The organism is Wolbachia endosymbiont of Protocalliphora sialia (assembly GCF_053891855.1).
In genome coordinates this window covers 185644-208815 of the sequence record NZ_JAIUJX010000001.1, presented here as the reverse complement: position 1 = coordinate 208815, position 23172 = coordinate 185644, and the positions used below count along the sequence as shown (strand labels likewise).

Annotated in this window: 20 protein-coding genes, 1 rRNA gene and 1 pseudogene; 14 read left to right on the top strand and 8 right to left on the bottom strand. The window is 33.5% G+C overall.

The window, feature by feature from the left end; genetic code table 11:
* The 6 genes and pseudogenes from LB100_RS00820 to purE all read right to left on the bottom strand — a co-directional run.
* On the bottom strand, positions 1-2873 hold a 2873-nt coding region (locus tag LB100_RS00820), incomplete at its 3' end, for a collagen-like protein (protein ID WP_456201012.1).
* A 352-nt stretch (positions 2874-3225) separates the two neighbouring features.
* A pseudogene (locus LB100_RS00815) lies at positions 3226-4687 on the bottom strand (DegQ family serine endoprotease).
* Between the two features lie 3 nt (positions 4688-4690).
* A complete protein-coding gene (hflC, locus tag LB100_RS00810) occupies positions 4691-5563 on the bottom strand; it encodes a protease modulator HflC (protein WP_456201010.1) in 873 nt (290 codons plus the stop codon).
* Positions 5564-5565: 2 nt separating this feature from the next.
* Entirely contained in the window at positions 5566-6591 is a 1026-nt protein-coding gene (gene hflK / locus LB100_RS00805) for an FtsH protease activity modulator HflK (RefSeq protein ID WP_264336547.1), read from the bottom strand.
* A gap of 407 nt (positions 6592-6998) precedes the next feature.
* Positions 6999-8828, bottom strand: a complete 1830-nt coding sequence (gene mutL / locus LB100_RS00800) for a DNA mismatch repair endonuclease MutL (RefSeq protein WP_456201008.1) — start codon at positions 8826-8828, stop codon at positions 6999-7001.
* Positions 8828-9328 carry a 5-(carboxyamino)imidazole ribonucleotide mutase gene (gene purE / locus LB100_RS00795; RefSeq protein ID WP_143689212.1) on the bottom strand — a complete coding sequence of 167 codons (501 nt, stop codon included), beginning with the start codon at positions 9326-9328 and terminating at the stop codon, positions 8828-8830. Before purE ends, mutL begins: the two co-directional genes overlap by 1 nt.
* A gap of 862 nt (positions 9329-10190) precedes the next feature.
* Here purE and LB100_RS00790 point away from each other — a divergent pair.
* The 9 genes from LB100_RS00790 to LB100_RS00750 all read left to right on the top strand — a co-directional run bounded on the left by LB100_RS00790 (position 10191) and on the right by LB100_RS00750 (position 15025).
* On the top strand, positions 10191-10487 hold the full coding sequence (locus tag LB100_RS00790; protein WP_264336548.1) for a helix-turn-helix domain-containing protein: 297 nt from the start codon (positions 10191-10193) through the stop codon (positions 10485-10487).
* A 60-nt stretch (positions 10488-10547) separates the two neighbouring features.
* On the top strand, positions 10548-10940 hold the full coding sequence (gene rpoZ / locus LB100_RS00785) for a DNA-directed RNA polymerase subunit omega (protein ID WP_456201005.1): 393 nt from the start codon (positions 10548-10550) through the stop codon (positions 10938-10940).
* A 29-nt stretch (positions 10941-10969) separates the two neighbouring features.
* Entirely contained in the window at positions 10970-11215 is a 246-nt protein-coding gene (locus tag LB100_RS00780; protein WP_143689209.1) for a monovalent cation/H+ antiporter complex subunit F, read from the top strand.
* 6 nt (positions 11216-11221) lie between these two features.
* Entirely contained in the window at positions 11222-11494 is a 273-nt protein-coding gene (locus tag LB100_RS00775) for a monovalent cation/H(+) antiporter subunit G (protein ID WP_006015677.1), read from the top strand.
* Positions 11495-11505: 11 nt separating this feature from the next.
* Positions 11506-12033 carry a DUF4040 domain-containing protein gene (locus LB100_RS00770; protein WP_264719657.1) on the top strand — a complete coding sequence of 176 codons (528 nt, stop codon included), beginning with the start codon at positions 11506-11508 and terminating at the stop codon, positions 12031-12033.
* Positions 12026-12442 (top strand): Na(+)/H(+) antiporter subunit B, encoded by a 417-nt coding sequence (locus LB100_RS00765; RefSeq protein WP_264336551.1) that lies wholly within the window; start codon positions 12026-12028, stop codon positions 12440-12442. Before LB100_RS00770 ends, LB100_RS00765 begins: the two co-directional genes overlap by 8 nt.
* Entirely contained in the window at positions 12442-12744 is a 303-nt protein-coding gene (locus LB100_RS00760; protein WP_456201002.1) for a cation:proton antiporter subunit C, read from the top strand. Before LB100_RS00765 ends, LB100_RS00760 begins: the two co-directional genes overlap by 1 nt.
* Before the next feature lie 138 nt (positions 12745-12882).
* Positions 12883-14766, top strand: coding sequence for an RNA polymerase sigma factor RpoD (gene rpoD / locus LB100_RS00755; protein ID WP_456201046.1), 1884 nt, complete (start codon positions 12883-12885; stop codon positions 14764-14766).
* Positions 14767-14878: 112 nt separating this feature from the next.
* On the top strand, positions 14879-15025 hold the full coding sequence (locus tag LB100_RS00750) for a hypothetical protein (protein WP_006015692.1): 147 nt from the start codon (positions 14879-14881) through the stop codon (positions 15023-15025).
* A gap of 331 nt (positions 15026-15356) precedes the next feature.
* Here the strand turns inward: LB100_RS00750 and LB100_RS00745 are convergent, their stop codons facing one another.
* Together LB100_RS00745 and LB100_RS00740 are read right to left on the bottom strand one after the other, a co-directional pair.
* Positions 15357-15854: an IS982 family transposase gene (locus LB100_RS00745; RefSeq protein WP_405197028.1), complete on the bottom strand. Its 498-nt coding sequence runs from the start codon at positions 15852-15854 to the stop codon at positions 15357-15359.
* 1376 nt (positions 15855-17230) lie between these two features.
* The gene (locus LB100_RS00740) at positions 17231-17848 is read right to left on the bottom strand and encodes a hypothetical protein (RefSeq protein ID WP_264336813.1); all 618 of its coding nucleotides are present in this window, start codon (positions 17846-17848) and stop codon (positions 17231-17233) included.
* A gap of 153 nt (positions 17849-18001) precedes the next feature.
* On the opposite strand from LB100_RS00740, the gene LB100_RS00735 reads away from it, so the two are divergent.
* The 5 genes from LB100_RS00735 (at position 18002) to LB100_RS00715 (ending at position 23073) form a co-directional block, all read left to right on the top strand.
* Positions 18002-19505: ribosomal RNA gene (locus LB100_RS00735) — 16S ribosomal RNA — on the top strand.
* Positions 19506-19607: 102 nt separating this feature from the next.
* Positions 19608-19985, top strand: a complete 378-nt coding sequence (sdhC, locus tag LB100_RS00730; protein ID WP_264719656.1) for a succinate dehydrogenase, cytochrome b556 subunit — start codon at positions 19608-19610, stop codon at positions 19983-19985.
* Positions 19982-20338, top strand: a complete 357-nt coding sequence (gene sdhD / locus LB100_RS00725; protein WP_264336815.1) for a succinate dehydrogenase, hydrophobic membrane anchor protein — start codon at positions 19982-19984, stop codon at positions 20336-20338. The genes sdhC and sdhD overlap by 4 nt, the downstream gene beginning before the upstream one ends.
* A gap of 76 nt (positions 20339-20414) precedes the next feature.
* Positions 20415-21662, top strand: a complete 1248-nt coding sequence (locus tag LB100_RS00720; protein WP_456200999.1) for a hypothetical protein — start codon at positions 20415-20417, stop codon at positions 21660-21662.
* A 109-nt stretch (positions 21663-21771) separates the two neighbouring features.
* On the top strand, positions 21772-23073 hold the full coding sequence (locus LB100_RS00715; protein WP_456200998.1) for a sugar phosphate nucleotidyltransferase: 1302 nt from the start codon (positions 21772-21774) through the stop codon (positions 23071-23073).
* The last annotated feature ends 99 nt before the right edge of the window (positions 23074-23172 follow it).

The window sequence follows — 23172 nt, the reverse complement described above, 5'->3', positions numbered from 1 at the left end:
TCTGGACCTTGCAATCCATTTGCACCTGGAGCTCCGATCTCTCCTTTTTCACCCATATCACCTTTTATTCCCATGGCTCCGTCTAATCCTTTAGGACCAATATCTCCTTTTTCTCCCTTTGGACCTTGGACTTCTCCTGGATTTTTCCTTAGTTCTTCTGCAATGCTTTGTGTTAGCTCGGTATTATTTGCAAGGTTTTCTACTAATGTATGATTAGCATCACTTAGTAACACATCTGCTAGCTCTTCCATTCTGTTATCAGCTAATGCAATGGCTATTCCTGTTTGAATATCTTGATTACTAATAATTCTTCCTGCAACTTGCTTCTCTAATACTAAATCTCCGCCTTGGTCACGATATTCAAGCACCTGATTAGCAATAGTGCCATTATTAATTAATTTTTGTGCAACTTCTTCAGGACTTGCATCTCTACCTTTATCACCTTTAGACCCAGTATCTCCTTTGTCACCTTTAGAACCTATCTCTCCTTTCTCACCCATATCACCTTTTATCCCTATGGCTCCATCTAATCCTTTAGGACCTATATCTCCCTTTGTTCCATTTATACCTGGCTCACCTTTTATGCCTGGCTCTCCCTTAGGACCTTGTGCACCTGGCAATCCATCTGTTCCGGTATCTCCTTTATCACCTTTAGAACCAGTATCTCCTTTGGGACCTTTTATCTTTCCTGGATTTTGTCTCAACTCTTCTGCTATTCCTTCACGTAAGACTGGATCATTTACCAGCACTTTTTTATCTTGATCATCTTTTGCTTCTAGTACTGCTCTTCCTAATTCACCTACTTTTTGAGTGTCAAAGAACTGATGAACAATATTTTCAACTATTGTTTTTGCTGCATTCACATCGCCTTTTAATTTGGCATACTCAAGCAAATACTCAACTAATTTTTCCTTGTCTATTTCTTGCTTCACGATTTCTAGAGCCTTTGCCTGCTTATTTAAATCACTATGAAGCAGAAGATACTTAGCAAGTGCCCAATTGCTCACCTTACCTTTTATAAGATTGTGAGCTTCTATCTCGCTCATACTGCTTCTATCAACAAGTAGTTTAGCAAGCTTTTCTGCAAATTTTTCATATTTTTGGAAGGCTATAGGATCGGGATTATTTTTCTTTGTGGCATCGCTTGTTATCTTACTCACAGTATCTTTTATAATGTTTTTTGCTTCCTCTAAAGAAAGTTTACTTACTACTCCTTCAGTAAGTTTTGCTACATCAATTTTATTCACAAGTTCCTGCGAATTAAGATTAATTTTACCGGCAATCTGAGTTGCAAGATTTTCACCTTTGATACCATTTGCGTTAAGAACTGCTTCTCCTAGCTCAGCTTTTTTACTGGTAACTAATTCAGTTGCAATTTCTATAGCACTTGAGGCATCTCCCTTCTCACCTTTAGAGCCAGTATCTCCTTTAGAACCTTCTGGACCAGGAAAACCTCGGTCACCCTTATTACCTTTGGAACCTTGTTCGCCCTTTAACCCCCGTTCACCGTTACGACCTGGTTCGCCCTTTTGGCCTGGAGGACCTTGTACGCCTTTAACTAACGCTTTTAAAGAATCTTCTCGCTTTACACGCTCACCAAAAAAATGTGCTATTCTTTCTGAAAATCCCATGGAATTACGCTTATCTTCTTCCATTATAGCTGCTGCTAAAGGATATAGATGGGCTCTGTTAGAAGAAAATTCGGTAACAACTTGATTAATACTTGGAGTTATTCCATTAGTGCCTTGATTTCCTTTTTCTCCTTTAGGTCCTTGATCACCTTTTGATCCATGCGCACCTGACGATCCAGTATCCCCCTTGTTACCTTGAGGACCAGGCGCTCCATCGAAGCCTCTATCACCTTTTTGTCCCCTTTCACCTGGCTCACCTTTAGGACCTTGTACACCAGTACGTTCTAATCTGTCTATTCTGCGTTTTAAAAGTTCAATTTCTGTTTCTAAATTTATATGTTCTTGAATATTCACATCAACCTCCAAAAAGTTATCAAAATTTTCTAAGTTATAATAATAAGGATATGGACCTGGTCTATTGTCGTGCTCATACCCAAAAGAATTAGGGTTAAAATTATAAAAATTTTTGCATGTGCTATTTTCATACGATATGCAACCAACATAACTATTGCCTAACTTTTTTACTGCGAAATAGGTATCTTGTGCTTTCAAGCTCTCCATTTCATGAAAAGGGAATAACTCGAATGTATTGCTTATACGAGTAAATGCTGAAAGGACATCATTCAATATGCCAACTTTTCCACCAGTTAAATTATATACCTGAGCGCTCCTATATCCTTTGTACATATTTCTTGATTCTTTAAACAAATAGTCTCCTATTTTTATTTTGAGTCTTTTATCAGGTGAACTTTTAAGATCTTCCAAAATAAGACTGACATTTTCGCTACTAATTATGTCTTTTGGATCTATTAAAACCTTCCTGTTTTCTAGCAGTTCATAATAAATACTACAGCTTTCACGATTATATGCCTTAACATGTAAACCATTTGTGTAACCATGAGGTATACGATCAATAGTAGCTATGATAGTATTTTTGCCATCATAGTAATAATAATAAGGTTGATCAGAGGTAGTAACTAAAGCGAATTTGTAATCATTTCCTACCCTTTCTAGCTTTAATTGTGGCCATTCAGATAAGTTGTTTAGTATACTTGCCACGTCATGCTTCAAATCCCAAATTTGAAAACTCAGGCCAATATTGTTGTCGATGATAATGTAAGATACACTAGGCAGGCTAAATGTTGTTTTGTTATTTAATCTTATTTGTGCAGGTATCCTACGACCAGTTCTATTATTACAATCGTTTTGTGGAATATCTTCTTTTTCTAGTTTAAAACGCATCTCCACCTCCCTTTGCGATTAGATATAGTTAATTTATGGGTATTAATTATTGATTAATAATGATGATAAGTAAATATGATTATGCTTTATACTAATTTACTTATAAACTAATTTGTGAAAGAAAGTTATTTTTTGACAACTGAGCACAAAAATGCTTTATATTATCCAATTTCTTACTACTATAGCTCTTTCATCTGATAGATGATGTCGTTCCAGTTCTTCCACAACCTTGCTGGAAACGTTTTCAGTATAGGAATAAATTCTATTAATCTATAGAAACACCCCTATCCTCAGGATAAAGAAGCTAGTTAAATTTGTCAAGCAATTTTTTCATGACCAGCTAGATAAATAGCTACTTCTTCAATTTGATTGAGGTAAAAAATTGATTGCCGTTGCGGTAAATAAGCAACATTACTGAATCTTTGCCGTCTTTCTTTACTGCTGAATCAATTTGTTTTTGAAAATCAAGTATTTTCAATATCGATTCCATCTAGTTGAATAATTATATCACCTTTCTTAATAACACGTAGTGTAGAATTACTACTACTATCTACACTAGTAACTACTACACCCTTTGTGGATGCATTATTTTTTAGTTCTTTTGGCAAATTTGAAACGGTTAAACCACTTATATAACTAGATGTTGATTTATTTTCTTCTTGATTATTACCTGAATCATCATTTGTAGATTCCTCGATTGCAACCTTGATATTGACTTCTTTACCTTTTCTAAGTAACTTAACCTGTACTTTCTTTCCGGGCTCAGTTCGTGAAACCATATGAGGTAATTGCGTCATTCTATCAATTTTTTTGCCGTCAAACTCTAATAGTATATCACCTACTTTGATTCCTCCTTTCTCTGCAGGACTGCCCTTTACTACACTTGCAACTAATGCACCTTTGATATCTTTTAAACCCAAGGATTCAGCAAATTCTTTTGTTATAGGCTGAACTTGCACGCCAAGCCAACCATGTTTTATTTTTTTACCACTTTTTAATGTGTCAATAATTGAAATAGCTAGATTAGATGGTATAGCAAAGCCTATACCCACGTTACCGACAGACTCAGATGGGGAATAAATAGCAGTATTAATGCCTATAACTTTTCCATTTAGATGAAATAGTGGTCCCCCTGAGTTACCTCTATTAATTGCAGCATCAGTTTGAATAAATTCATTCATAGTACCAATACTAATGTCTCTAGATCTTGCAGACACAATTCCTGTACTTACAGAGCCACCCAAACCAAAAGGGTTGCCTATTGCAATAACTGTATCACCAACTCTTGCTTTATCAGAATTACCAAATTCAACAAAAGGAAGATCTTTATCAGAATTAATCTTAAGCACAGCAAGATCAGTTTTTGCATCATAGCCTAAAACTTCTGCTTTGAAATAAGTATTATCGTTCATAGTAACTGTAATATCTTGGGCATTTTTAATAACGTGATAGTTGGTTACTATGGTTCCACTTTTATCTATAATAAATCCAGACCCAAGTAACGTCACTTCTCTATTAATGCTAGGAGCTCTATCAAAAAATTGATCAAAATGCTCGAAAAATTCTCTAAAGTCATCAAAGAAATTATTTCTTGGCGTAAAGGGAATTTTAGTTCTACTGTTATTTTCTTGCTTAACTATTTGCTCACTTGAAATATTTACAACTGCGGGAATAAGTTCTTCCACTATGTCAGCAAGCCCTTTATTACAACTACATACAGGATCTGCAACTGTTTTTGCAAACAGATTAGCATATGAAGAAAATGAAATTAAAAAATATGCAAATATAGATAAAATAAATGCTTTACTTTTCATAAACTATTTCCATCCCTTGTTCAAAATATCTAAGAAATTATTATTTGGTGAAAGCACAAATTTAGTATTACCCTCAGCAAATGATTTATTGTAAGCTTTCATAGAGCGATAAAAGTTAAAGAACTCTTCATCAGCCTTAAATGCCTCATTATAGATTCTAGTTGCTTCAGCATAACCACGGCCTCTTATTTCATGTGATTCTTTTACTGCACTAGAGACAATTCCCCTTTTTAATTTATCAGCTTTTGATCTAATTTCTTGTCCAGCTTGTTCTCCTTCTGCTCTAATTTCTTTTGCTTCCTTTTCCCTTTCAGTTTGCATGCGGAGAAATATTGCAGAACTATTTTCTTCTGGTAGATCTGCTCTCTTAATTCTTACATCTATTATTTCTATGCCAAATTTTCCAGCTTCAGAATAAACTCCACGTTGAATTAATTGCATAACTTCTGATCTCTTTTCATTCAATAAACTAATTAATGAAAATCTTCCTATATTCTCCCTTATGTGAGCTTCTATGACAGGATATAATCTTCTAACTAGCCCTGATTCATTTTTCACAGTTTGATAAAAAGTGATAGGATCTATTATTTTATATTTTGCATAAGCATCTACTATAATACGCTTTTGATCTGCAGTTATCACTTCCCTTGGAGTTTTATCAGGACTTAGATCTAAAATTCTCTTATCAAGAAATTCTACGTTATTTATAAATGGTAGCTTAAAATATAAACCACTGTCCCTAACATCTTTTACGACTTTACCAAGTTGTATAACTATCGCTTGTTTTGTTTCTTGAACAACGAAGATTGAATTAGATAAGGCAATCAATAATACAACAAATATAAAAGCAAAAACAATTTTAATATTACTACTCATGACTATTTCCCTAAATTTGTAAGAGGTAAATAAGAGAACATACCTTTCAGATCGTCTGTTATAACAAACTTATCTACCTTGCTGAAAATATTTTCCATAGTTTCAAGATAAATACGATTCTTAACAAGAGAAGGATTTTGTCTATATTCTTCATAAAGAGATAAAAAGCGATTTGCATTACCTTTCGCTTCATTTATTATTTCGTTCTCATATGCTTCTGCATCTAACTTTATCTTTATTGCCTCACCTTTTGCACGAGGTATAATATCATTACTGTAAGCATATGCTTCGTTTATAGTACGCTCCTTATCTGCACGAGCACTTTGTACATCCCTAAATGAGCTAATCACTTTTTCTGGTGGGTCAATTTTTTTCATTTGAACAGATAAAATTTCTATACCCATTTGATATCCATCAAGAATCTGTTGCAATAAAATTCTAGTATCTCTGGAGATTTCAGCCCTACCTTGACCTTCGAGTGCAAAAGAGATCGTATTTTTACCTATTATTTCTCTCATAGCACTTTCAGCAGCATTTTTAACGCTGAAACCAGGTTTATAATCCCGCACTTTGAATAAATAATCTTTGGCATCTCTAACTCGCCACTGGACCTCAAAGTTAACGTTGACTATATTCTCATCTCCGGTAAGCATCACTCCTTCACCACGATCTGTATCTCGCCCATAAGAGCTGCTTATACCAATTTCTTCACGATTTACTTCTTTAACATTCACTTTAAAAACCTTACCAATAGGGTAGGGAAAGTGATAACGCAAACCAGATGTTTCTGTATTGGAATATTTGCCAAAAGTAAGTTCTATACCTTCCTCACTCGGATGGACAATATAGAAACCAGTACAAAAATAAAACAACAAAACAATGAAAATGATGAAATAAGGTTTTTTCCCTCTATTTCTGGTTAAGCCATTAAAAAAGCATCTTATATCAGACACAGCTTTACTTAAAATATCTTCATTACTTGGACCTGACGGTTTCTTTCCAAGATTCCAAGGATTACGCTCATCCATAAAAATTATTAATTGTATAACTAATACGCTGATATTACTTAATCTTATCGAAAAATGCAAAACTATTTTGTTTGCAAATTGAAACGAAGAATATTATCATACACTTTCTTTTCTCTATATAGTACGGTTGATTCTATAGAATTTTCTGGCTTTTTTTAAACTCTTTATTGTCGTTTTTGATAAGTATTTTTAGTTGTATATTAATTATTAACATAAAAGACAATGCCTGGGATTTAGGAAACTTAATTTTAATCAAGTAGCTGCGTAATAAATCATTGTCAAGTGATGGAATGACATTATCTACTATGCAAATTACCTGCAAATTGCAATGTTCAAACAATTGTGTATCTGAGTTTTGAGATGACGAAACTAGGGTTGTATAATCTATACATATTTGTGATAACTTCTCACCTTCGCTCAAATAACTTTTCAATATCGCTTAATTTCATTTCTATATAGGTTGGTCTTCCGTGATTACATTGTCCAGAATAAGGTGTCTTTTCCATTTGCCTCAATAATTCATTCATCTCCTCCAATTTCATCTTTCTACCTGCTCTAATTGATCCATGACAAGCAATTGTAGCTAGTATTTTATTTATTTTATCCTCTATAGGTAGAGTATCTTCTATTTCTATTAATCTATCCACTATATCAATTAGCATTTTCTTCACATCTATTGACCCTAAGATTGCAGGTATTTCTTTTACTATGATCGCATTTTCTGATTTAATTTCGATATCAAAGCCCATTTCGAAAAGCTTATCCTTATAAACTTCTATCATTTCCATACCGGCTTGACTTTTGATTTCAACCATTTCAGGCAAAAGAAGTTTTTGTCTTTTTATACTTGATTTCTCCTTTAAGCACTCGTATACTAGTCTTTCATGGGCTGCATGCTGATCTACTATAATTAGTTTGTCTCTTACCTCGGCAATAATATAAGTATTGTAGATTTGACAGTGTGCAAACCCAAGTGGATAGTCCCTTATTAGATCGGTTTGTTTCCTTTCCAAAATTGTAGTTTCTGCTCGTGGAGGAGATTTTTGCATACCAGTATAATCAAACGATTTTGAATGTTCTGATAAGCTTTTTGTCTCTATATTTGGAGAAGTAAATTCTCTCATTAACTGGTTTTCAAAAGGATCCGACCTTCTTCCATAAAATTCATTTTTAAGACTAGACCTACTAAAAGGATCTGATGATAGATGATTCGTTGTTGTTCCATTCTGGGCCAATACAGTTTCTGCAAGATCTATTCTCTTTGATAGCACTTTTATTAGCCCTCTTCTCACTATTTCATATATTAGCCTCTTGTTCTGAAACCTTACCTCTGATTTATTTGGATGCACATTTACATCAACTTGATCATACGGTATCTCTAAGTGCAGCGCTGCAAAAGGATATCTATTGCTTGGAATAAGGTCGTGATACGCATAACGAATTGCACCAATAAGTAGATTATCTTTAATTGGTCTACCATTAACAAATGTATAGATCTGAGTTGAATTGCTACGATTGAGAGTAGGTTTACAGATGTATCCTGTAAGTCTAATGCCATCTTCTTCTTCACTAATTTGCAAAGAGTTTTCATGAAATTCTTTTTCTACTTCGCATAGCCTGCTAAATAATGAGGTCTGCTTAGCATACTTAAGAAGTTTCTTATTATCGGAGATAAGAGTAAACTCAATTCCATAATTGATCATTGCTAAGTTGTTTACAATATCAACAATGCTTTGTGTTTCTGCCCTTTCGGTTTTGAGAAATTTTAGTCTATTTGGTGTGGCAAAAAATAAATCTCGTACTTCAATATATGTTCCTATCGATAAAGGATAAGGAACAAGCTCTCCTATTTTTTCTCCTCCCTCATACCTTATAGACCATGCTTGATCTGCTTTGCTTGCCTTAGATGATAATTTTATTCTGCTTACTGCTGCAATTGAAGGCAAAGCTTCTCCTCTAAAGCCAAGATGCTTGATCTCTATCAACTCACTGTCACTCAATTTTGAAGTAGCATGGCGCATAAACGCAAGTTCTAAATCATCCTTTTTTACTCCGCTACCATCATCGATTACAGTAATGAGGTTACGCCCACCACTTTCTATCTTAATTTCTATCTCTGAGCTTCTGGCATCTATTGCATTTTCCACTAATTCCTTTACCACACTTGCAGGCCTTTCTATTACCTCTCCTGCTGCTATACGATTTATGGTTTTTGTATCTAAAAGAACTATTGCCATTATAATGTTGGTTTTTCTTTTACTGCTTGAGTTTGCTCCTCTCTCCATTTTTTTAATCTATCTGCAATTTCACTATTAGAAATCGACAATATAGATGCAGCAGTAATAGCGGCATTGCATGCTCCACTCTCTCCTATAGACATTGTTGAAACTGGAACACCTTTTGGCATCTGCACTATAGATAATAGACTATCTAGCCCATTTAATTGTTTGCTATGCACAGGAATACCGATAACAGGTAAATAAGTGAGCGATGCAACCATACCAGGTAAATGAGCCGCTCCTCCTGCACCAGCTATAATAACCTTAAAGCCTTTTTCTTGAGCAGACTTAGTAAAATTAAAGAGTCTCTCTGGCGTTCTATGTGCGGATATTATAAATACATCATGTGAAATTTCCAATTCTTTTAATAGGTTAATAGCATGCACCATAGTGCCATAATCCGACTCGCTTCCCATAATTACAGCAACATCCTTTTTCATTTTTTCTGTATTAGACATGATTTTATTTACTAACCAAATAGTATTTCAGAAGCAACAGATATTTAAATTAAATTACGAATATGATATAGCATTCTCATTAAATAGAAACTTTAAAAATTGAAATGAATCCCTATATTAAAATATAGAGGTATAAATTTCGGATATTAAGGGTCTATTCATAATCTTTTTAGAAGCAAAGCGGTGGAAGCAAGAAGACGATTTGTAAGCTAGTATTGAATTTTGCTTATCACAATTGTCTACACTTTTCTATAAGAGTATTAGAGACTTACCTTTTGACAATACGGCAAAGATCTCTACAGTTACATCCTTTTATTTGTTTCTTTGCAACTACTTTTTTATATATGTTTCAAAACACTTTCTTTACTTCCGTTATGTTTTTTACTTCATTTATTAAAATAATCTTGCCATTTTGAAAACATTGTTGATTCACTGAAGCCACTTTTTAGGACCTGTAACACTATGTAAAATACATCCTAAATCTTCTTGATTTTGTTTCTTTCTACAGAACTCTACTCAGTTTTTTTCCTACTCATCTTGCTCTGTTTTCATAATTTACATACTCTATCTCCTGCTTTATTCCTTTCTTGAGATCATGTACAGTCTCTAAAACGAGTTTGTAAAATGATTATTTCTGTATTTTAAACTTTGCAATTTCAACTTATTCTCTTTAATAGTAAGTTTTTTACAAAATAATAGTTTGAAATTACTAGTATTTTGATAAAAATTATAGTCAATTTAAAATTTTGAGTATCAGTATATCATTATAGTTATTGACAAATTATATAGTATTAATATATTGATATATTAAGTATTATGTTTAATATTTAATATAGCTAGTTAGTATGTGGGAGTAAAAATTATGGAAATAATATCATTAAATAATCTGGATAGTGAAGCAATAAAAAAAAAATTGCTTGGCATAATAAGTAAAATTATAGGAAAAAATACTTGGACTCAAGCTTGTGCGGCTGAGAAACTTGGTATTGATCAACCAAAGGTGTCACAAATTAAAAGTGGTAAGACAAGTGGTTTTTCTTTAGAGAGACTGTTAGGTTTTTTGAAAAAGCTTGATCATGAAATAATAATTACAATAACAGAAAATCAATCAGTAAAAGCTAAAGAAGAAAAAGTAGAATGTAGAATTGGATCTCAATAGATGCGAAGTTGACATCTTATTTTTTGTGATATAGTATAAAGCTTATCAAGGTAGTATTTTATGGTTGAGTCTATTATAGAAAAGTGTGTAGAGCAGGTACACAATCGTTTTAAATTGGTTCTGCTAGCGAGTCAAAGAACACATGATTTGAGTACAGGGGCAAGCGATCCCGTTGAAATGGTTAAGTTTAAAGGTCATAAGGATACCATAGTTTCTTTATATGAAATAGCAGAAAAGAAGGTGAATACTCATGAGTTGTTTAACCTTTTGGTGAAAAGGTGCAAGGAGTACATGAAAGGAAACACAAATAATGCTTATAGTAGTAGTTCAAGTAAGCTAGCAAGTTTGTTAAATTTTTCTGATCATCAATTTAACACAAATCTGGATATAAGTCAAAAAAGCCAAGATGATGAAATAGATGATCAAGATAATGATGAAGAAGTACCGATTTAGAAATCTGCAGAGGTTATAATAGCTTATAAATGATTAGTATTGCTATCTATGCCCTTTTATTCTGTATGAGTGTAATGTTATGTTGTATAGTATTTAGGTCAAGTGATGTGTACAATAAGGTTTTAGCATTCAATAATTTATCAACACAAGTAGTTTTACTCATAACAGCAATATCGATTATTCTGAATGATTTTTTTTTAATTGATATAGCATTACTATATGCTAGCATCAGCTTTATATCAACTATAGCACTAATGAGATTAATGTTGTTTTGATAATTTATGGTAGCATCCATTCTCATATTTTTAGGTATTTGTTTAATAGTCATTTCAAGCGTAGGAGTAATAGTATTTCCTAATTTCTATACTAGGCTACATGCTGCAGGTATTGCAGATTCTAGTGGCGCAATGTTGTTGTTGATGGGTTTTGCTTGGCAAAATGAACTTTCAATCAATACTATTAAAATTATATTATTGATTTTTATAATATGGATAGCCAATTCAACTAACAGTTATATTTTAGCGCGTACTCATTATAAAAGTAAAGACTATTAAAGAAGGTTAAGATGCTGGAAATACTGAATCTAATATTACTTTTACTGTTACTCACGGTTACAGTTTTTATAGTTCTTTCGAAACATTTGGTTGTAAGTGCTGTTCTAATGTGTGTATTTAGTGCACTTATTGCACTTATGTACTTGATTATGAATGCGCCAGATGTTGCAATTACTGAAGCTTCTGTTGGTGCAGGATTGAGCACAGTCTTTACGTTTGCAGCACTCTCTTTGGTAAAGAATCACAAAGCAAATTTATCTCATAGCCCCGCCACACTTTTTTTTATGTTATCTTTGACTGCATGTTTATCATATTTTATGATTCAATTGCCAGATTTTGGCAGTCATGATGCTCCAATCCACTTGCACATTGCTCCTTATTATGTAGAAAATACTGAAAAGGCTATTGGTATTCCTAATATAGTGACAGCTATTTTAGCAAGCTTTCGTGGATATGACACATTTGGAGAAACTATAGTAGTTTTTACTGCCGCACTTTGTATAATGTTAATATTAAAAGAAGAGAAAGAAAGTGATTAAAGATCCGGTGTTAAGTGTAGTAACATTTTTGATGATACCTTTTATCATTTTATTTGGTTTATACATACAGTTTCACGGTGACTACACTCCAGGTGGAGGTTTTCAGGCAGGAATAATTGTTGCTTCTGGGATAATATTATATTCAATGTTATTTGGTATATCTACAACTTTACAAGCAATACCTTACTCTACGATCAAATTTACTAACGTGCTAGGTATTTTAATCTATGGAGGAACGGGTATTGTAACAGTTTTGTTTGACCAAAATTTTTTATCCTATAGTATATTGTCAACTGACAGTAGGACAGGTCAAAAATTGGGTATTTTCTTAGTGGAGCTGGGTGTATTACTTACCGTCTCTTCTTCCATGTTAATCATATATATAAATTTTGCTCGTAAGAAAAAATAATGACTCTATATAATTATGTAAGCATTACTATATTAATGGTGCTAGGTTTGTATATCATTGTAAATGATAAAAACTTAATCAAAAAAATGATGGGATTAAGTGTCTTACAAGCATCTGTTTTGTTATTTTACATATCTTTGGGATATATAAAAAGTTCTTTACCTCCTATATTGACTTCAAATTTTCACTTATATGCCAATCCTATACCTCACGTCTTAATGCTTACTGCTATAGTGGTTGGAATTGCAACATTTTCAGTTGGATTGTCCATAGCAGTAAGAATGGAGAGAGTAGTTGATTAAGAAGAGTATGAATAAATTGACAGTATCTTGAACTATATGAAGTAGGAAGTAACTATAAATTAAGAATAAAACTATAAGCTTGCTAATTGTAAGTTTATTTGATAATTAAGAAATAAATTATAAACTGTAAAGGTAATGATGTCAGCTATTAATGATACGGAAGATAGGAAAAAAATCATCAAAGATCTTGTAGCTAAAAGTATGAGAAAGGGTGGTGTTATCACTTTTGATGATATAAATGATAAGTTGTCAGATGAAAATTTTTCACCTGATTTTATAGATGATACTATAGCTTTATTGCAAGACTCTGGAATTAACATACTGGAAAGTAGTGAAGATGAGGAAGAAGCTCCTTCTAATGATGATGGTAATAAGCTTGATGATGATGAGACATCGTTGAATACTACTACAATTTTAGTGCAAAATGATGATCCGGTAAGGATTTATTTACAAGACATGAGCTCTGTAAAGCTTTTGTCACGAGCAGATGAAATTAAGATAGCAAAAAAAATTGAATCTGAAAAGCATAACATGTTACGTGCAATAATTGAAACATCAGTGGCATTTAACATGATCAAAACATGGCGTGATGATTTAAGTGGTGGAGCTTTTTTGCTGAGAGAAATTATAAATCTGGATGCAATTTATAACTCTGATTTCAATATGGTAGACAAAGAAGAAAGTGAAGCTGAAGATGCTGGAGATTGTATTAATGATGATGAAAAGGGAAATGAGAGTGAAGACATAAGTTCAGCTAACTTAAATATTTCTGTTCTTGAAATGGAAAGTGATTTATTGCCAAAGGTTATCACGGCATTGGATGAGATCATTGCTTTAACAAATGAAGCATTGGTATTGAAAAAAAGTTCTAAAGATTTCTCTAATGAGCTAGAAAATTTATATAATCAAATATGGTCTGTAGCATTACAAATTCAGTTTAGTGATGCTGCTATTACCAAAATTACACAAAAACTTTACGAAATAAATAGGCTAATCACGTTTGAAGAAGCTAATCTTATTACTGAGGCTAGAAAGTACGATATTGATAGAGAAAGTTTCTATAATATTTATTGTGCTGTGTTTTTAGAGCACGAATTGAGCGAAATCAATCTTCTAAAGAAGAATAAAAATCAATCCCTTTTTACAGGTGAATTAAAAAATAAATTCTTAAGGTTTGTAAACGGCAACTATGAATATATAGCTAGTGCCTTAAGAAATATTAAGAGTTATGTACAAGGAGATAAGGTACAAGAGTTTAAGGAGCTAATCAAGAGAATACAAAAACACGAACGAGAAGTCTCTGAAGCAAAGCAAGAGATGATAAAGGCTAATTTAAGGCTAGTGGTTTCAATTGCTAAAAAGTATTCAAAAAGAGGCCTTGATCTGCTTGATTTGATACAAGAAGGTAATATTGGTCTTATGAAAGCTGTGGATAAGTTTGATTACAAACGTGGGTATAAATTTTCGACTTATGGTACTTGGTGGGTAAAACAATCAATCACTAGGGCAATACCTGAACAGTCTAAAGTAGTTAGAATACCAGTACATATGGTGGAAATTATCAGTAAAATCAACAAAGCATTAAGAAAGATGACTCATGGAATGGGTAGAGAGCCTACATTAGAGGAATTGGGTATAGAATTGGAGATGCCGATAGAAAGAATACGCAAAGTTATGAAGATAGCAAGAGATCCGGTAAGTCTTGAAGCTCCAACAGGAAAGGATGATAGTAGTACCTTCGGTGATTGTATAGAAGATAAGCGAGTTTCTAAACCAGAGGATGCTGCAATACTTGCCGACTTGCGTGGCATTACGACCAATGTTCTTGCAACTTTAACACCAAAAGAAGAAAGAATTCTAAGGATGCGCTTTGGCCTTGGTAAAGATGGAAAGGAGCATACCTTAGAAGAAGTAGGAAAAATTTTTAATGTTACACGTGAGAGAATTAGGCAAATAGAGGCAAAAGCACTACGTAAGTTGAAACATCCAAGCCGTGCTAAAAAACTTAGGGGTTTCTTTTAAGGCAGAAGGGCTACTCAAAAAATAGGTAAAATTCAGCCAAAGTTCTATAATTTTACCCTATTTTTCTTTTTTTATAGGTTTCATAGAGCAGTATGATTAGATATTGAATGTTATGGCAAATAAAAATAATAACTCTAATTCAGAGTGTAAAAATTTTTGTGTTCTGGGTGATAGTTTATCTGATGATGGTGCAATTATTGAAATTTTAAATAACTTATCCTTTGTAAGAAACGTAAAACTTAATGCCCTTTTTTATTAAGGAGGATTTTTAGCAATGGCCTTGCTGTTGTTGAATATGTAGCAAAGTATTTAGGTTTAGAAGAATTTAAGCCATCATGGAGATGCTCATTTTTTGATCGATACTATGAACAACAAGGTCATAACTATGAGATTTTATATGCAACAGCATCTGAAATTCTTAACCCTATTTTTTCTTATTTCCTCAATAAATTTCGTTTAGTTAATCAGCTAAACGCAGTAATTAAACATCATCCAGACGTAGGTAAAGGAGATTCATTTTTCATTATAATCGACAGAAATAATATTATGGGTGCCACTGCTTATACCAATGTTAAAACCCCAGTTATGGATTAACTAAAGCAATAAAGCTTAGAAATAGAAGGCTTTTTTGACTGAATGGAATATGAAATTAATGTTGAAAAATATGTACCATAAAATTTATTGGCGATCTGTGGCGTAAGCTCAAATTTGTTTTTCAAACAACCAAAAACCGTCTCAATAATCGACCTTTTTCTCAATAAAATCTTCTCTTTTAGTAAAATCAATGCGTTTTTCATGCCTTTTTTCACTTTAGTGATAAGTTTTAGGCCTCTGTCGAAGAGTTTCTCAAAGAGCTCTTTCTTTATATAGCCCTTATCTCCGAACAAAAGTCCTGTCAAATTTTTAGTCAAATTTGGTACAGGTTTTCTGTCATCAACGTTGCCTTTAGTTAGTGTAATAGCTTGAACTTCGCCTATTTCATTAATTACCAGATGTAATTTAAAACCTAAAAACCATCCATAGATAGTCTTTCCTATATTTGCTAACTCTTTGAAAGCTTTATTTTTGAAATCCTTTTTGTGTGGCAAACAGCGATTGCAGTTGTATCAATATAGGAAATTTCAGTAATTTTCGCTTGCTTGCAGAACCACTGCAAAAGCAAAGCTAAATACCATAAAACTCTCGATTTTAAAGCAACAAACCTATGATATGACGGGAGTTTTGAAAACTCAGAATTGTACAATAATTTAAGATAATTCAAGTAAAAAAAACTTGAAATTTTTGCATGGCGATTGGTGATAAAGTAAGATTATAGTAAGTATTTCTGATACAGTAATTTCAGGTATTCTTGTTGGTTTTTTGCTACTTGATATGAGCTTTTCTGAAAATTTTTCATCAGCAATGCGACAAAAATCTTCTATAAAACAGTAAAATATCTTTTTTCATGGGTAACCTCTTAATTATTGCTAAAATATTCGAGTTTACCCTATTTCCCTCTTTATTAATTCTACTTTTATCTGTTTTCTAATCCATAACTAGGGTTTAAAGCAGAAAAAGTATTGAAATAAAGCGGTTAGTGAAATATGTAATGCATTTGGTTCTAAATGAATATGGTGTAAAGCATGTGATTGTTGCAAATGTGACTGAGGTTGTTTGGTTAGCTATAAAATGAAAAGTATGCTTGGTAAATATAAGAGCAAAGGGTTAAATGATCGAGATGTATACCTATCAAACATCACAGACCAGTTTGGGGGAGGGTGATTTGGAAAAAGTATAAACATACTTTTGTTGATATTTAAAGTAGGGCTTGATACTTACTATAATTCTGGACGCAGCAAAGAAATACTAAAGGATTATTTCTTTTTTGATTATTTTTATCCAACTGCAGAACCTTGTTGTGAAGTTGGTAATGAAATGTATGAGTTGATAAAAATTAGATTTCTTTTAAACATCTTTGCGGTTTGTAGTAACTATCTGCATAGCTGAATGGTAAAGGGGGGAACAAAGTAATCTAAAACATAGAGAAAATACGACGGTGCTTGATACGTAGCTATTGCGATTTTATTTTCTTTTTGTCATTCTAATACTAGAATGATATTCTACTAGTGAAGTTTATTCTTTGATATATTAACTATAAATATAGAGAAGTCTTATTAAATAAAAAAGGTAAAAGAACCTCTGAGTAGTAAAGTTTTGACTCTATATTACTGTAAGTGGTGCTGTAATAATGTTCTAACAAGCGTGACTTGGCTGAGTATAGAAAAAATTTAAAAAAACCGCTATAATTTTACGTAATCTACCAATAAACACCTAAGTTTTTACTGGATTTTGTGATTGATTCTGCAGGTCAAAAACAAATTTTGAGTCATAACTACTTTTAGTGCTATAATAAAATAGAGAGGCTTGTCAAGTAAAGCTCTTTATTTCATCGGATGCGCTGCCAAATTGTTATGCAAGCAAGTTTTTAGTTTTCGTATACTAGAAGTAATTCTTGTGCATTGGCCTTGATTAGAGTAGGACATTCTCTATCATTTAATAATGAATGCAATATTTCAATTGCACCTTTAATGTCGTTATTATGTATCTTTACTACAGCGATAGCTTCTTGGCTTGAATAAGGGTACACTGCACTTGATTCTAAATTATCAATTTTATCTTTATTTATTTTTTCATCGTTGGAGTGAAGTAAGCTCATTACCTCTAAGTATTGTGCTAACTCACGCAAAACATTAGGAGCATCTTTATCATCTGCCAAATCATTATAAATAATAGATGCTATGTCTGTTGGCATTGAATCTGAGATATGATTGAATGCGTGTTCAAAATTTGCTAAATATCCCCAGTTTGAATCTATTTCTTCTAGCAGCGGCTTACTATCTTTTTTTAAGAATAATACTTCGTAAAATTTGTCACCTGCAGTTATAGATTGTTTTTTGTTATCAATGTTGCGCAATAAGTATAATGTGATGCCAACTAACATTGGTGCGAGTGCAAGCAGAAAGATGTATTTTTTCATGGTAATATTCCAAATAGTTATATATTTATACATTAATGCTTTTGATTTGCAAAAACATATTGACATAGTGATTATATCACATAATAATATTCTCAAAGTTGTTTGAATAGTTGGAGATTAAAATATTTCTAAAGTAGAAATAAAGACAGCAGTATTAAGCTAAATTATTTTTTGTCGGATTTATCTGATGTACCCTCAACCTTTTATAGGTTGAAGTCTAAATTTGAGAGTTTGATCCTGGCTCAGAATGAACGCTGGCGGCAGGCCTAACACATGCAAGTCGAACGGAGTTATATTATAGCTTGCTATGGTATAACTTAGTGGCAGACGGGTGAGTAATGTATAGGAATCTACCTAGTAGTACGGAATAATTGTTGGAAACGGCAACTAATACCGTATACGCCCTACGGGGGAAAAATTTATTGCTATTAGATGAGCCTATATTAGATTAGCTAGTTGGTGGAGTAATAGCCTACCAAGGCAATGATCTATAGCTGATCTGAGAGGATGATCAGCCACACTGGAACTGAGATACGGTCCAGACTTCTACGGGAGGCAGCAGTGGGGAATATTGGACAATGGGCGAAAGCCTGATCCAGCCATGTCGCATGAGTGAAGAAGGCCTTTGGGTTGTAAAGCTCTTTTAGTGAGGAAGATAATGACGGTACTCACAGAAGAAGTCCTGGCTAACTCCGTGCCAGCAGCCGCGGTAATACGGAGAGGGCTAGCGTTATTCGGAATTATTGGGCGTAAAGGGCGCGTAGGCTGATTAATAAGTTAAAAGTGAAATCCCGAGGCTTAACCTTGGAATTGCTTTTAAAACTATTAATCTAGAGATTGAAAGAGGATAGAGGAATTCCTGATGTAGAGGTAAAATTCGTAAATATTAGGAGGAACACCAGTGGCGAAGGCGTCTATCTGGTTCAAATCTGACGCTGAGGCGCGAAGGCGTGGGGAGCAAACAGGATTAGATACCCTGGTAGTCCACGCTGTAAACGATGAATGTTAAATATGGGAAGTTTACTTTCTGTATTACAGCTAACGCGTTAAACATTCCGCCTGGGGACTACGGTCGCAAGATTAAAACTCAAAGGAATTGACGGGGACCCGCACAAGCGGTGGAGCATGTGGTTTAATTCGATGCAACGCGAAAAACCTTACCACTTCTTGACATGGAAATCATACCTATTCGAAGGGATAGGGTCGGTTCGGCCGGATTTTACACAGGTGTTGCATGGCTGTCGTCAGCTCGTGTCGTGAGATGTTGGGTTAAGTCCCGCAACGAGCGCAACCCTCATCCTTAGTTGCCATCAGGTAATGCTGAGCACTTTAAGGAAACTCCCAGTGATAAGCTGGAGGAAGATGGGGATGATGTCAAGTCATCATGGCCTTTATGAAGTGGGCTACACACGTGCTACAATGGTGTCTACAATGGGCTGCAAGGTGCGCAAGCCTAAGCTAATCCCTAAAAGACATCTCAGTTCGGATTGTACTCTGCAACTCGAGTGCATGAAGTTGGAATCGCTAGTAATCGTGGATCAGCATGCCACGGTGAATACGTTCTCGGGTCTTGTACACACTGCCCGTCACGCCATGGGAATTGGTTTCACTCGAAGCTAATGGCCTAACCGCAAGGAAGGAGTTATTTAAAGTGGGATCAGTGACTGGGGTGAAGTCGTAACAAGGTAGCAGTAGGGGAATCTGCAGCTGGATTACCTCCTTAGGCTTTGTACGTAATTCACCATTTCAAATAATAGTGTCATTATGTACTATACTGCTGTCTTTACTTCTACTTTATTTTTTAATTTCTCGATAATGAAACTTTATGAGTAATAGGCCTCTTTCTCCATGTTTGCAAATATATAAAGTACAAGTTACTAGTTTTTTTTCTATTATGCATAGATTGACTGGTATCTTGCTATTCCTTTTATTAATCATACTTTCTTGGTACTTTATATTATATGTTTACTCCCCTAAGTTAGTTGTAGTAAGGTGCTTAAATGTATTATTGTTCACTCCCCTTGCTAAATTAGCTTATATCTTATGCTTTATAAGCTTTATGTATCATTTTCTTAATGGTATTCGTCATTTACTGTGGGATGCTGGGCTTAATTTAGAAATTGCTAGTGTTTCAAAAAGTGCTATGTTAGTAACAATAATGCTATTTCTTTCTACTATGGCTTTTTTATTTATGTGTATATGAGTCAATCTGTAAATTCAGTACATCATTGGTGGATCCAGCGTGTTTCTGCGGTAATTTTACTGTTCCTGTTTCCTTGGTTTATCTATTCGTTTTCTTGCACATTTTATACTGATAGTTCTTTGTCTTTTAGTGAGAAATTTATTAATTATCCACTAGAGCTTTTGTTTTTTGTTATACTGGTGTTTTGCATTTTTTGGCATGCAGTTCTTGGAATGCAGGTGGTGTGTGAAGATTATATAGACAGCGTACCTCTAAGAATTTTTACAATTACATGCATAAAATACTTATCAAGCATTACTTATATAGTCCTTGCTTTTACGACTTTTTTCTTTTATAGGCATATTTTCTTGTAAAATTGTTAGTTCTGTGTTAATATATTATTAGTTTACTAATTTTATTATTGAACTATAGCAATTTTGGTTTGACAACATGTTCAGAGTGTTAAAAAAAGGAGTAGCAGATTTTACGCTTAAAGCAAAAGGTTTATTTGCTTCATCTGAATTTCAAGTTTATGTCAAAGACCTTAGAAAGGTAATGATATATGAGGATGGACGAAAGTGTCAATATCCAAAAAATTATGATCAGATTGTAGATTCTGGGAGAGTTGTAAAAAAAAATGACAAGCTTGTAAAAGATAAAGACGGAAATCCAGAGTACCAGCTTATATATAATGAATACAAATTTGATCTAGCCTTGGTTAAGGAAATTGATAAAAAATCTTACTTTACTATTGACTTTTTAGTTAGTAAAGGTAGGCGTGAGGTTAATGATTATAGTAAATTTTATAAGCCATTTAAGTTTTCAAAAATAGATCTTGAAAAACACTTGCCGGTCTTTGAGGTTGATACTAAGTTACTTAGATTAACTAATTCTTCTTTTCTTGCTAAAAAAGGTTGCTTCATCAATGATGATACGGGAGAAGTTGATGAGAAAGATAGAGATGAAAAAGGAAGAAATGGAAAATTACTATACGCTAGTGATTACAAGAAGCTAAGCACCCATTTTTCAGAAATTAGAGATCAGGATGGTAATCTAGAGCTAGATAAAAGTCTTATATCTGTTCCTATTGTTTTTGCTGCGGGTTTAGCTAAAATTTGTGCTAGAATGCTGACTTTTATTCCTATTAAATTAGGAGAGAATTTGATAGCTAGAAAAAATCGAGTTGCAAAATCTTTTGGCTATCTTTTGTTCACCCCTGCAATGGCAGTAAAAAATTTAGTGAATATGGGAGCTACCATACTTAAGGCTCCAATTTTATTGTTTGTAGCAAATGAGAAAAAGTATGGAGATGCTTATCTTACTATGTGGAAACACCAATTAAAAGAATGTTGGAAAGAAGTAAAAAGCGACTTTAATGTTGTTACAAATGGGGAAAGGCCAAAGCCGAAGCAGAAGGATCATAAGCCACTTAGCATAGCGGGTACATGGAAAGAGCTTAACACTAGAAAATCAGATATTGAAAAAAACTTAGAGAAGGGGTTGAGCAAAAATAGTGAAAGTATAGATAAATCTAGAGAACTAGGTGTTGGAGAAAGCTTAAAGGAAAAGTTGCAAAACAAAACTGATGAAAAAGTAGCTGCAGCCGTTAATCAAAAAAGCAACACTCCTCATATTGATAGAGAGATAGAAAGAAGACAAGACTCATCACGAAATGTAGGGACTCCATCACGCTCGTAGTCAACCATCACTTTAAATTACTTTTTACTTTAATCATCTCACAATAAAAACTTGCATGCATTTTGCCGTTAGTATAAGATATTAATCAAATAATTAATATCTTAATTAAATGCGCCCTGTAATACTGTGTGGTGGTAGTGGCAGCAGACTTTGGCCTCTATCTAAGCCAAAGCAATTTCAGAAAATATTTAGTCAGAATACTATGTTTCACAACACTTTGTTGAGGCTAAAAGGCGATTATATGCCACCCATCATTACCACAAATATACAATATGAGTCATTATTGATGCAGGAATTACATGCATTACAGGAATGTAAAGTAGTTTTTGAACCAGTTAAAATTGGGACAGCGGCAGCAATACTAATTGCTGTGCTTCTCTGCGATAGGAACGAGACAATCTTAGTTCTGCCTTCAGACCATTTTATAGGTGATTTGAATAGTTTTTATGTTTCTATTGAGAAAGCGTCTAAGCTAGCCTCTGAAACTGACTCTATAGTCACTTTTGGGATAAAGCCTCATGAATTCAATTCGGAATACGGCTATATAAATGCAGTATATGGTCAGAAAGAAAAATGTCATATAGTAAAAGATTTTACAGAAAAACCCGAGCGTAAGGTAAGTAACGATCATTATTGGAACTCTGGAATATTTGTGTTTAGAGCAAAACGCTATATAGATGAGATAAAAAAAATTGCTCCGACTCTCTATAATTTATGTTGTGAAAGTATGAAGCATTTTGTATCACGAGAGAGATTTCTGTATTTAGAACAGCAAAATTGTGCAGGAATGGGTGATACATCTATTGATCACCTAGTGATAGAAAAAGCAGAAAATATTGTAATGATAGAAGCCAATTTCGATTGGATGGATGTTGGCACTTGGGGTTCAGTTTTAGAGTTAAGTAAGAGATTTAATAAGAATTTTGAGTCGTTTCAAGCTGTAACCAAAGGAAGAGAGCCAGTTTTGATGACAGAAAATGATGCAAAAAATTTACTAGGTAGAGTTTATAAACGGCCAAGTAAGAGCCTAATGTTGTTCATTAATAAAGTTAAGGAAGTAAAGCCAATAAGGAAAGAGATTAAGCCATGGGGATTTTATAGTGTAGTTTTAATGGGCAAGGATTTTCTTATAAAATACCTTTTTATAAATCCACTGAGCTGCACTTCTAAGCAATTTCACCACTATAGAGATGAGTACCATATAATACTATCAGGGGTTGGATGCGTGAGTTTAGATGACAAAACATATGCTATAACAAAAAATCATGTAGTAGAGATTCCAAGGAAGGTGTTTCATAAAATTGAGAATAAAAGTACAAGATTTCCTCTTGAGATAGTTGAGTTTCAGGTAGGAAAGTTTTTATCTGATAATGATATAGTAAGATTGGACGATATATATGGAAGGTCTTAATATAGAATATTGAATATATTCTATAAGCTTGCTAAATTTAGACAACCTAATTTGAGGTAAAGGAAAAATTACAGTTATATGAAGCATAAAAAGTATGAT